The sequence below is a fragment of the Clostridium cavendishii DSM 21758 genome, assembly GCF_900141845.1.
In the GTDB taxonomy this organism is placed as follows: Bacteria; Bacillota; Clostridia; order Clostridiales; family Clostridiaceae; genus Clostridium_AG; species Clostridium_AG cavendishii.
The window spans coordinates 77,695-90,290 of record NZ_FQZB01000013.1 but is presented as its reverse complement, the minus strand read 5'-3'; the positions used below and the strand labels follow the sequence as shown (position 1 = coordinate 90,290).

Annotated in this window: 11 protein-coding genes and 1 other annotated feature (1 of these 12 running past the window's edge); all 11 genes read left to right on the top strand. The window is 29.6% G+C overall.

Going from position 1 to position 12,596, the window contains the following annotated elements; all coding sequences use genetic code 11:
- Nucleotides 1-151 (top strand) — a binding site (T-box leader); it begins 118 nt to the left of the window's first position.
- A 90-nt stretch (nt 152-241) separates the two neighbouring features.
- Nucleotides 242-2,176, top strand: coding sequence for a methionine--tRNA ligase (gene metG / locus BUB01_RS15335; protein WP_072989821.1), 1,935 nt, complete (start codon nt 242-244; stop codon nt 2,174-2,176).
- 158 nt (nt 2,177-2,334) lie between these two features.
- Nucleotides 2,335-3,963: a methionine--tRNA ligase gene (gene metG, locus BUB01_RS15330; RefSeq protein ID WP_072989818.1), complete on the top strand. Its 1,629-nt coding sequence runs from the start codon at nt 2,335-2,337 to the stop codon at nt 3,961-3,963.
- Nucleotides 3,964-4,222: 259 nt separating this feature from the next.
- Nucleotides 4,223-4,858 carry an FMN-dependent NADH-azoreductase gene (locus tag BUB01_RS15325; RefSeq protein ID WP_072989815.1) on the top strand — a complete coding sequence of 212 codons (636 nt, stop codon included), beginning with the start codon at nt 4,223-4,225 and terminating at the stop codon, nt 4,856-4,858.
- Nucleotides 4,859-5,051: 193 nt separating this feature from the next.
- Nucleotides 5,052-5,828: a TatD family hydrolase gene (locus BUB01_RS15320; RefSeq protein WP_072989811.1), complete on the top strand. Its 777-nt coding sequence runs from the start codon at nt 5,052-5,054 to the stop codon at nt 5,826-5,828.
- A gap of 323 nt (nt 5,829-6,151) precedes the next feature.
- On the top strand, nt 6,152-7,174 hold the full coding sequence (locus tag BUB01_RS23835) for a ubiquitin-like domain-containing protein (protein WP_072989808.1): 1,023 nt from the start codon (nt 6,152-6,154) through the stop codon (nt 7,172-7,174).
- 121 nt (nt 7,175-7,295) lie between these two features.
- On the top strand, nt 7,296-7,853 hold the full coding sequence (gene rnmV / locus BUB01_RS15310; protein WP_072989805.1) for a ribonuclease M5: 558 nt from the start codon (nt 7,296-7,298) through the stop codon (nt 7,851-7,853).
- A complete protein-coding gene (gene rsmA, locus BUB01_RS15305) occupies nt 7,853-8,701 on the top strand; it encodes a 16S rRNA (adenine(1518)-N(6)/adenine(1519)-N(6))-dimethyltransferase RsmA (protein ID WP_072989802.1) in 849 nt (282 codons plus the stop codon). Before rnmV ends, rsmA begins: the two co-directional genes overlap by 1 nt.
- A gap of 195 nt (nt 8,702-8,896) precedes the next feature.
- Nucleotides 8,897-10,060: a DUF7922 domain-containing protein gene (locus BUB01_RS15300; RefSeq protein ID WP_072989799.1), complete on the top strand. Its 1,164-nt coding sequence runs from the start codon at nt 8,897-8,899 to the stop codon at nt 10,058-10,060.
- Nucleotides 10,061-10,199: 139 nt separating this feature from the next.
- Complete coding sequence (locus BUB01_RS15295; RefSeq protein WP_084108857.1) at nt 10,200-10,778, top strand: hypothetical protein; 579 nt, start codon at nt 10,200-10,202, stop codon at nt 10,776-10,778.
- Between the two features lie 173 nt (nt 10,779-10,951).
- Complete coding sequence (locus tag BUB01_RS15290) at nt 10,952-11,728, top strand: prolipoprotein diacylglyceryl transferase (protein WP_072989796.1); 777 nt, start codon at nt 10,952-10,954, stop codon at nt 11,726-11,728.
- Entirely contained in the window at nt 11,718-12,548 is an 831-nt protein-coding gene (locus BUB01_RS15285; RefSeq protein WP_072989793.1) for a YhfM domain-containing protein, read from the top strand. The genes BUB01_RS15290 and BUB01_RS15285 overlap by 11 nt, the downstream gene beginning before the upstream one ends.
- Nucleotides 12,549-12,596 lie beyond the last annotated feature (48 nt).

Genomic DNA, 12,596 nt, shown 5'->3' with positions numbered 1-12,596 from the left:
TAGTCTTTAGGAAAATACGGTAGCAACCGTTATATTGCAAGGTGATGGCATTTTAAAATATTAATTTTTAAGATAAGTCACTTACAGAGGTATTTATGGTAACATAAATATAAATTTAGAGTGGTAACGCGTATATAATGACGTCTCTATGAGCATAGTTCTCATAGAGACTTTTTTAATATTTAAAAAAGGAAAAAGGCACCACGTTTTGGTGGTTGCAAGTAAGAGGAGGAATTTAGAAATGTGTAAAAAACCATATTATATTACTACGCCAATTTATTACCCATCAGCAAAATTGCATATAGGAAACACTTATACTACAGTAGCAGCTGATGCCTTAGCAAGATTTAAGAGATTAACAGGTCATGAAGTTATGTTCTTAACAGGAACAGATGAGCATGGTCAAAAAATACAAAGAATAGCAGAAGAAAAAAGTGTTACTCCAAAAGAATATGTTGATGAAATAGTTGCAGGAATAAAAGATCTTTGGAAAGTTATGAATATAAGTTATGACAAATTTATAAGAACTACTGATGATTACCATGTAAAAGCAGTTCAAGATATATTTAAAAAGTTATATGATCAAGGAGATATATACAAGGCTTCTTATGAAGGTTTATATTGTACACCTTGTGAATCTTTCTGGACTGAAACTCAATTGGTAAATGGTAACTGCCCAGACTGTGGAAGACCAGTAGAGAAAGCTCAAGAAGAAGCTTACTTCTTCAAAATGAGTAAATATGCAGATAGATTAATAAAATATATAGAAGAAAACCCACATTTTATTCAACCAGAATCAAGAAAAAATGAAATGTTAAACAACTTCTTAAGACCAGGTCTTCAAGATCTTTGTGTTTCAAGAACAAGTTTTAACTGGGGAATTCCAGTAACATTTGATGATAAGCACGTAGTATATGTTTGGATAGATGCATTATCAAACTATATTTCAGCTCTAGGATATGGATCAGAAAACCAAGATTTATACAAGAAATTCTGGCCAGCAGATGTTCATCTAGTAGGTAAGGATATAATAAGATTCCATACTATATACTGGCCAATAATGTTAATGGCTTTAGGTTTAGAATTACCTAAACAAGTATTCGGTCATGGTTGGCTTTTGGTTGATGGTGGAAAGATGTCAAAATCAAAAGGTAATGTAGTAGATCCAGTAGTTTTAGTAGATCACTTTGGAGTAGATGCTGTTAGATATTTCTTATTAAGAGAAATACCATTTGGTTCAGATGGATTATTTAATAATGAAATATTCATAAAGAAGATAAACTCAGATTTGGCTAATGATTTAGGAAATCTTCTTTCAAGAACAGTAGCAATGGTTGATAAATATTTTGATGGAGTTATACAGGCACCTGCTGCTAAAGAAGATATAGATGATGAACTTATAAACTTAGCTTTAGCTACACCTAAAAAGGTTGAAGAAGCAATAGATAAATTAAAATTGCCAGAAGCCTTAGAAGTTATTTGGGAGCTTATAGGTAGAGCTAATAAATATATAGATGAAACAACTCCTTGGATATTAGCTAAAGATGAAGCTAAGAAGGAAAGATTAGGAACAGTATTATACAATTTAGTTGAAAGCTTAAGATTTGCATCTGTTTTAGTATCTGCATTCTTACCAGATACAAGCGTTAAGATTAACGAGCAAATAAATACTGAAGTTACTTCATGGAATAGCTTAGCAAGCTTTGATGGAACTTCTGCTGGAACAAAAGTTAATAAGGGAGCAGTAATTTTCCCAAGAATAGATGTAGAAGCTAAGATTAAAGAATTTGATGAACTTAAAGCAGCTCAAGATAAAGCAAATGGGAAAAGAGATATGATTCCACTAAAAGAAGAAATAACTATAGATGATTTTGATAAACTTGATTTAAGAGTAGTTAAAGTATTAGCTTGTGAACCTATAAAGGGAGCTAAGAAGCTTTTAAAATTAAAAATAGATTTAAATGGAGAAGAAAGACAGGTAGTATCAGGAATAGCTAAATACTATAAACCAGAAGATTTAGTAGGTAAAAATGTAGTATTGGTTGCTAATTTAAAACCTGTTAAATTAAGAGGAGAACTTTCACAAGGTATGATACTTGCAGCTTCAACAGATGATGATTCAGAATTATTTGTAGTAAATCCAGGTGAATTACCAACAGGAAGCCAAGTAAGATAATAATATAGGTAAGGAGGTCAGCTTAAGCTGACTTTCCTTGTAATACATTAAATTAAATAATACAGAGTACAAGATTTACATTTAATCTTAAAATATACAATTTCAAATAAAAATATTATAGGGAATATATAAAGTTTATAATAAGAGGGGGCTAAAAAATGAAAGTTATAATAGGTAGTGCTTGGCCTTATGCTAATGGCTCATTACACATAGGGAGATTATCAGCGCTTATACCTGCTGATGTTTTGGCGAGGTATCATAGAGCAAAAGGGGATGAAGTTGTATTTGTATCAGGTTCAGACTGTCATGGTACCCCAATTTCTATAAGGGCAAGAGAAGAGGGAAAAAGCCCTAAGGAAATAAGCACCTTTTATCATTCAGAATTTAAAACTTGTTTTGAAAAGCTAGGTTTTTCTTATGATTTATTTACCAAAACAGATACTCCTAATCATCATCAGGGTGTTAAGAAATTTATACTTGAGTTATATAATAAGGGTTTTATATATGAAAAGGATATAGAACAAAACTATTGTGAGCATTGTGAGCAGTTCTTACCTGACAGATATATTGAAGGAATATGTCCACATTGTAATGGAGTAGCAAGGGGAGATCAATGTGAAGAATGTTCAGAACTATTAGATCCAGAAGATTTAATAGATAAAAAATGTAAGATTTGTGGGCAGGAACCTGTAATCAAAGAGAGTAAACATTTATTTTTTGCACTTTCAAAATTCCAAGAGGATATTAAAAAGCTTGTGGATGAGGATCATGGTTGGAGAGATAATGCAATTAAAATAACTAAGAGATATTTGAGGGAAGGTCTTAGAGACAGAGCTGTAACTCGAGATTTAGAGTGGGGTGTAGATGTACCTCTTGAAGGCTATGAAGGTAAGAAGATATATGTTTGGATTGAAGCTGTTATGGCGTATCTTACTGCATCTTTAAAGTGTATAGAGGAGAGGGGACAAGATTTTAAAGAATATTGGAATACGGATGAAAGTAGAGTTTATTTCACTCATGGTAAAGATAATATACCTTTCCATACAGTAATTTTCCCAGCACTTCTATTTGGACTTGGAATAGATAAATGTAATATTAGAATAATATCTTCTGAACATTTGAATTTAGAAGGTAAAAAGTTTTCAACCTCAAGAAATTGGGCTGTATGGGTACCTTACATTATAGAAAATTATAATGCTGATTCAATAAGATATTTCTTGATAGCTAATGGAGCAGAAAAAAGAGATTCTGATTTTTCATGGCGAGAGTTTATAAATACTCATAATGGAGAACTTTTAGGTGGCTTTGGTAATTTTATTAACAGAAGTTTAAGTTTTATCCACAAATATTTAGATGGAGAACTAAAAAATTGTGAATTAAATTTAGCTTGGAAAAGAGATTTAACTAAATTATATGTAAACTTTGGTGACAATATTGAAAAAGGAAACTTTAAAGAAGGAATTCAAGAAGTTTTTTCTATGGTAAAAAAAGCAAATAAATTTTTTGATGATAAGAAGCCATGGATAACTTTAAAGGAAGATAGGAAAGAATGTGAGAATACATTATATACATGTGTTCAGATAATAGCTAATTTGTCGAATATATTAGAGCCTATAATGCCTTTTGCTTGTGAAAAAATAAGAGGATTTTTAAATATAGAAAAACCTACTTGGAAGTTTATTGAGCTAAAAGAAGTTAGGCTTAATAAGATAGATATTCTTTTTGAACGAATAGATAAAAAGAAAATATTAGAAGAAGTCCAAAGACTTAAAGAAAAAAGAATATAAATATAACCCGTTTAAAGTATGTGTAAGGGGGACAGACTTTAAAACGGGTTATATTTTTTGATTTTAAGGGGTAAAATTAATTTAGTGCTTTAGCTACTTTACAAGTATAAATATACATCTTGAATATGTCAGTTATGTGACAAAAAAGACAATAAATTATTAAGAAGGAGGCAAAATATTTATTAAGTAATAATTATTATTGTTTAGCTTAAGATAATATGTTATACTTTATAAAAAGAATTAAAGGAGAGATTAATTTATGAGTAAAATATTATATATAACAGCTAATCCAAAGAGTGAAGATAAATCATTTTCATTAACTGTAGCAAGAAATTTTATAGAGGAATATAAAAGAGTTAATCCACAAGATGAAGTTAAGGAAATAGAAGTTTATGATATTGAATTACCATTAATAGATAGGAATATGCTAGAGGCTTGGGATGAGTTATCACAAGGAAAAGAATTTTCTAAATTAACACAGGATAAACAAAAACAATTAGCTAGATTTGCAGAATTAACAGATGAATTTGTATCAGCTGATAAGTATGTTTTTGTAACACCTTTATGGAATTTTGCAGTTCCTGCGATGATGAAAGCCTATATAGATACGACATGTGTGGCAGGAAAAACTTTTAAATATACGGAGCAAGGGGCTATAGGTTTATTAAAAAATAAAAAAGCCTTACACATACAAGCAAGTGGTAGTGTATTTTCAAAAGGTGATTTGTCAAAGGTTGAGCATGGAGATAAGTATATTAGGGATATAATGAGTTTTATAGGTGTTACAGATTTTGAGGCAGTGTTTGTAGAAGGCGTAGCTTATGATCCGACTTTGTCACAAGAAATAAAAGAAAAGGCTATTGAACAGGCTTTAAATGTAGCAAGGAGATTCTAATTAATATATTTTAGAGGCAGCTTATTAGTTTTAAGATGCCTCTTTTTCTGTATAGAAAAACATTTATAGTTATATGTTTAATTGTTTTGATTAGATAATATTAGTTAAATTATATTATAAAATAAATGAATATGCTAAAATAACTATAGTAATGTAATATTTATTAATAAAATCTTTAAAGAGGTGAATTTTTATGTATAAGATTTTTGATACACATGCTCATTATGATGATGAAGCATTTGATGAGGATAGAGAAGAATTATTAAAGGATTTAAAAGTTTCAGGTGTTTGTGGAATACTGAATTGTGGTTCAAGTTTAGAAGGGGCTAGAACTTCTTTTAAACTAGCAAATGAAAAAGAATTTATTTATGCCGCAGTAGGTATTCATCCAGAGCAAGCAAATGAATTAACAGATAGTGTTTTAGAAGAAATAAAAGAAATGGCAAAGAATGAAAAGGTAAAGGCTATAGGTGAAATAGGACTTGATTATTATTGGGATGAAAATCCCCCTAAAGAAGTTCAAATAGAAGTCTTCAGAAAGCAAATGTCTTTAGCTAAAGATTTAAAGCTACCAGTTGTAATTCATGATAGGGATGCACATGCAGATACTTTAACGATTCTTAAAGAATTTCCAGAGGTTACTGGAGTTATACATTGCTTTTCAGGTTCTTTAGAATTTGCTAAGGAGTGTATAAAATTAGGTTATTATATAGGATTTACAGGAGTGGTAACTTTTAAGAATGCCAAAAAATTAGTAGAAGTTGCGAAAAATATTCCATTAGAAAGAATGTTAGTAGAAACAGATTGTCCATATATGGCGCCAGAGCCCAATAGAGGTAAGAGAAACCAATCAAGTAATATTGAGTATATAATAAATAAACTTGCTGAGATAAGAAATATGACAGGTGAAGAAATAAATAATCAATTCTTAAAAAATGCAGAAAAGTTTTTAAGTATTAATATTAAATAAAAATGGATGGGGTATCAAACTCCATTCCTTTTTTGTCATATACATTAATTGCTTTTAAAGTGTGCACGAAACAGGGAAAATAAATTTGTAATAATTATAAAAAAGAATGCATATTTTTAAATGTAGGATATATTTGGACCATTTATCAAGACACTCATCTTATAGACTGTTTAGAGTATTAATATTGCTATCGTTAATAAGTATAATCCATATCTGTGGATTGATATTAAACAGTTAATTTAAGTGTGCAAGAGTTACCGATTTGACAATTAGTCACAGACTGGTTATAATTTTATGGTACTCTGCCAAAGGAGGAGAAATAAATGGTGAAAAAATTTAGAACTTACCTCACGGAAAAAATTCCAACAAGTCCTAAGGCAAAAGTTGTAGCCTGCCTAGTAGTATCGATTGGGCTTATGGTTACTATAGCTAGCATGAAAAAGACATTGATAGTTAATATAGACGGAAAAGAAAAGGAAATAGTGACTTATAAAGGGACTGTAGAAGGTGCACTTCAGGATAATAAAATAATTTTAGATTCTAAAGATAAGGTGACACCTGAGCTTAATAGTAAAATAGGTAAAAATGATAAGATAACTATAATTAGAGCAAAAAGTATTGTAGCTTTAGTGGATTCAAAGAAACTAAGTATAAAAACTGCAGAAGCTAATGTTAAGGATATGCTGAAAGCAGAAGGAATAAAATTAAATGAAGAAGACAGAGTTGAGCCAGCTGTAAATACAAAAATAACGGAAGGCTTACAGGTAGAGGTTACAAGAGTTGAAACTAAACTAGTTAGTGAAAAACAACAAATAGATTTCGATACAGTGGTAAATCCAGATGAAAATCTAGATAAGAGTGTTACTAAACTTATCCAAGAAGGTGAGCTTGGGGAAAAAGAGGTAACTTACAAGGTAGTTTATGAAAATGGACAAGAAAAGAACAAGAAGGTAGTTGGAGAAAAAGTATTAAAAGATCCTAAAAATAAGGTGTTGGTTAAGGGAACTATAAGTACATTGGTACTTTCAAGAGGTGGGGATATGCTTAAATATAAAAAGCAAATGTCCATGGTAGCCACAGCTTATGCAGGTGATGGAATAACAGCAACAGGAGTAGTTCCAAGAAGAGTTTTAAATGGGATGAGCACTATTGCAGTAGATCCCTCAGTAATTCCTTTAGGAACGAAGGTTTATGTTCAAGGTTATGGTTATGCTATAGCACAAGATACTGGTGGGTTAATTAAGAATAGAAAAATTGATTTGTTTATGAATTCAGAGTCAGAAGCAAATACATGGGGTGTAAGATCGGTAAATGTATATATTGTTGCTTATCCAGGAGAATGTTAAACTTACAAAAATAGAGATAACGAAATAGTTATCTCTATTTTGCTTTTTTCAGTAAATAATATTAAAATAGGTAGTGTGGATTTTTAGAAAGTCATAAAGTATTGAAAGGGAGTTGTGTACCTTGATTAAAGAAGTTATAGTAGTAGAAGGTAGAGATGATATAACTGCAGTAAAAAAAGCTGTTGATGCAGAAGTTATTGCTGTAGGTGGATTTGGTATAAATAAAAAAGTAATTGATAGAATAAAAGAGGCTCAAAAAAGAAAAGGGGTTATAGTTTTAACCGATCCAGATTTTGCTGGAGAAAAGATAAGAAAAATAATATCGAAAAGGGTTGAGGGCATAAAGCATGCTTATATTTCTAGAGCAGAAGGCACTAAGGGTGATGATATAGGTGTTGAAAATGCAGAACCAGCTGCAATAATAAAAGCGCTGGAAGAAGCAAAAGCTACAGTAGGAGAAAAAAGAGAGGAATTTAATATACAAGATTTAATATTTTTTAAGCTTTCAGCAGATCCAAAGGCTAAACTTAGAAGAGAGCTTGTTGGAAAAGAGCTTAGGGTAGGATATGGAAATGCTAATCAACTATTATCGAGACTAAACAACTATGGAATAGGAAAAGCCGAGTTTGTAGAAGCTATAAAAAAAGTAGATAAATTATTAGAAGCAGGAGAAAATTAATGGATATTAAAGATGTAAAAACTCAAGAGCTTGTAAAAAAGTATAATTTTAAATTTTCCAAGTCTTTAGGACAGAACTTTCTTATAGATGATTCTGTACTTGAGGATATAGTAAATGGTGCAGATGTAAACTCAGAGGATTTAGTTATAGAAATAGGTCCTGGAGTTGGAACACTAACGGCTCAAATATTAAAAAAAGCAAAGAGAGTTGTGTCTATTGAATTGGATTCAGATTTAATTCCTATCTTACAAGCAGAACTTGGGGAAAATCAAAATTTTCAATTAGTACATAAAGATGCTTTAAAGGTAGACTTTAATGAAATAATAGGGGATGAGAAGAGTGTAAAATTAGTTGCAAACCTTCCTTATTATGTTACTACACCTATAATAGCTAAATTATTAAATGAAGGTTATAATTTTAAGTCACTTACAATAATGATTCAGAAGGAAGTAGCAGAAAGAATAAATGCAGAACCAAATTGTAAAGATTATGGCGCTCTTTCATTATTAGTACAATATTACTGTACTACTTCAATAGTGAGAAAAGTAGCTCCATCTTGCTTTATACCTAGACCAAAAGTTGAATCTACAGTTATAAAATTAGAGAAGCTAGAAAAACCAGCGGTAGAAGTTGATAATGAAAAATTGTTTTTTGAAGTTATAAGAGCGTCTTTTAATATGAGAAGAAAAACTTTATGGAATGGTGTTAAAAGTATAAGTTTAAGTAAAGAACTTATGGAAAAAGCTTTTGAAGATGCCAAGATAGATCCTAAGAGAAGAGGGGAAACTTTAAGTATTCAGGAGTTTGCAAATCTTTCTAATGCAATAAATAAATATATGAAAAATTAAATTAAGAGCTAAAAGTGAAGAAATAAAACTTTAAGCTTCAAATATTTATTTAGAAATCACAGAAGAATTATTCTGTGATTTTTTTGCATGTAACAAAATCAAAAATTTTAAATAATATATAAGGTATAAACAATTCTTATTTTAGAAGGAGCATCATATAATATAAGGAATAAATATAAGCGGAGGGACCATAAGTTGGCACACAGTAAATTATATAGAAGCTTTATAATACTTCAAGAGGATGAAAAGGGACATTCAATAGCAGGAGATAAACCTTTATCTGGTTATGCTAAGATAGAGGTTAAAAACGACAGATGTAAGATAGCATTTTATGCTCAAAACTTAAAACATGATTATGATAAATGCCATATGGTATTAATTTGTAGCAAAAAAGATGCTAAACAAAATATAAATTTAGGAAATATGAACATAAATGAACAAGGAAAGGCTGAAGCCACAGTAGAGCATATGGCAAACAATATAGGAGGTACTGGGGTAAACTATGAAAAAGTAGTTGGAGCTGCCTTGTGTAAACAGCTTAATGGAAGAATGGTAATTTTAATGTGCGGATTTTTAAATGGAGAGCAGCCAGAGGATGATTGGAAAAAATACAAAATGATGATGGTTAGTGATGGTGCTAAAGGTGGAAATCAACCTGTTACTCAAAATGTTAAGGTGACTAAGAAGGTGCAGGAAAAGAAAATTGTTAAGGAAGAACCACAAAGCACTATGGATCAATCAAAGCAAATTGATATGAATGAAGCACAGCAACAAATGATGGACAATATGAAACCAAATATTATGAATAATGCAAATCCAAATACTATGAGTGAAGATATGGATTATAATACTGGTGAATATCAAGAAAGAACTTTAGAAAGTAAATATGATGATTATGAAAGAGAAATAAATAATACCAGAGTGGTAGAAGATGACATCCAGTTAAAAGGAACTATGGGCGACTTCTTTGGCGCTGTAGTAGAAGGTTTTGATCCTATGACTAATATGACTTCAGATATAAAAAATACGAAATGGTATAGAATACCTGTAAAGAGCATTGATGATATGCTTAATATTACAAATTATAATAAATATACAGTAGTTTATTATCCAATGGTAAATTATTATCCATATATAAAGAAGAAAGACTACTTTTTATTAGGTTTAAAATGTGACGAAGAAGGCAATGTTAAATACTTAATTTATGCAGTACCAGGAAATAAGGATAAGGATTCTCAACCTTATGGTGGGAAAACTGGTTTTGTGACTTGGACAGAGGATCCTAATGATCCTAATTCAGGATATTGGTTAATGTTTTACGATTTCAAAAATTCAATGATAGTAATTCCTATGAAATAAAATTAAAGGGAAGTCAAATTAAATGACTTCCTTTTAATTTTAATTATAAAGCTTGTACAAAAAACATTCATAAACAAATAGCAAAAAGAATATATTTTATTAAGTAAAGAAGTCGTATAACATGAATGGGGGAGAAGATATGGAGAAATTTATGAATAAAAAGCAGCTTAAGGTTACTCTTATACTTATTGGTTTAATGATTGTGCTAGTTGCTTCAGAAAGTATTTTTAGTAATAAAATGAAGTTTGTAGCTCTTATGAATAATAATATAAGTGACTTAAAAAAATATGAAGCTATGGATAATAAATATACTTATAACATACCAACATTATGGAATGCTCAGGAGAAAAAATATCCAGGTAATTATATAGTTTATGATAATGACTTTAAGAGTGATGATATGGGGATATTTGGGAGCGTACAGGTTATTAATACACCTAAAAGTGTTGCTGAGGTTATAGAAGAAGAAAAAAATACTTTTGTAGATAATGGAGATTATAAAAACACAAAAGAAAAAATAAATGATATTAATATGAATAAAGTTAGGTTTTCAAATAATTTGGATGGAAAGAAGAATTTTGTTAATACAATATATTATTTTCAAACAGAAAAAAATAATGTAATAAAGATTAGTTTTAAATGTAATAAAGATAAGTATAAGGAGAATTATGACACCATTTATAAAGTTATTGTAGAAAGTTTTAAAAAAAGTAAATAAAATTTGATTTAGAAATAGATAAGTATTATAATTTAATGTAAGGAAATAGGAGAAGCTAAGATAGCTTCTCCTATTTGGATAATAAGGTATACTTAAAAAATAATATTCTAAGATATATATTTTAATATATTGTTTTATATGTTATATGCCTAAATTAAATTTTGGAGGTACTAATGAAACCAGTTCTTATTAAAATATTTGGACTAAATGTGTATGGTTACGGTCTTATGATAGCATTAGGTATAATTGTAGCTATGTCTATTTTGAGTAGAAAAGCTAAGTCTAAAGGCTATAATGAAGACAGTATATTTAATATGACTATATTAGCTGTTATATGTGGTATTCTAGGGGGAAAGATATTATATATAATTACAGAATTTAGTGATATTGTAAAAGATCCATCTAAGATATTGATTGAATTTGGAAATGGATTTGTTATATATGGTGCTATTATAGGAGGAGCTATAGGAGTATATTTATATTGTAGAAAGAAAAGTTGGAGTTTTTTAGATATTTTCGATATGGTTGTTCCAGGAGTTGCTATAGCCCAAGGTTTTGGAAGAATAGGTTGTTTTTTAGCAGGTTGTTGTTATGGTGCAGAGACAACAAGTAAACTTTCAGTGGTATTTCCTGATGATAGTTTAAGCTTAGCGCCAGCTGGTGTACATTTGCATCCAACACAAATTTATTCTTCGATTTTTGATTTCTTATTAGGATTATTTTTAATATGGTATAGTAGAAAAACAGATAAAAAAGGTAGAATATTTAGTCTATATCTTATTATTTATAGTATAGGTAGATTCCTAGTAGAAATAATAAGAAATGATCCTAGGGGAAATGTAGGAAACTTAACAACATCGCAATTTATAGCTATATTTACACTTGCTTTAGGAATAATACTATACAACGTAGATAAATTTAAAGGGAGATTGTTAAAAAGTGAAAATTAGGAGATTTATCATAATAGCGACTGTGTTTATTTTAGTAGCTACAACTTTAACTGGCTGTAATTTAATTGATAAAGCTAGTCAAAAGCTTGGTTTTAAAAATAGCGATTTTGAATATATAAAACAAAATAAGGTTGATAAGGTAGTTATACAAAGTACTAGAGATACAGGTTTTAGGTTTATAGTAAGTGAAAAGAATAATATTAAGGATATTTATGATATACTTTCATCAGGGAAACCTGCTACTACTAAAACTAGTTTAGAGGCTGATTATATATTTGAAATTCATAGTGGTTCTGATGTTAAGAAATTTAGTTATGTTGCTGGGCTTCATGATAACAAGCAAGGGAATTTTTATGATGAAAATAAAAGCTATGTAATATCTAAAAGATTAGATAACTATATTATTCAGAATCTTTCTTTTATAAGAAAGCCTAGAGAGTTTGAAAATATTTATTATAATTCTTTACTTAAGGTTATAGAAAATAACAAGTCAAAGTTGGATGTTAATGGACTTAAGGTTGGTGTTGACATATTAGGGGATACTGAGTGTACAAAATATATGATTTCAGTAGATATTGATGATTTTAAAAGAAGGCTTAAGGAGATACTTCCGAGTGCTGATATTGTAAATAAAAATAGGGAAAATTTTGATGTAATTGTATCTATAAATAACTATGGATATAAGACTAAAACTTATAAATCTATAGTTACTATTGAAAATAGAAAAGAAAATTCGCAAAAAAAATTCTATATAACTGGTACTTATGATAGTAATTGGACCACAAGTATAGAGGAAAAAATGCCAAACGATTGGAGATAAAGGAGAGAGAGAATGGGTAATGATTTAAATAAAGATAAAAATGAAAAG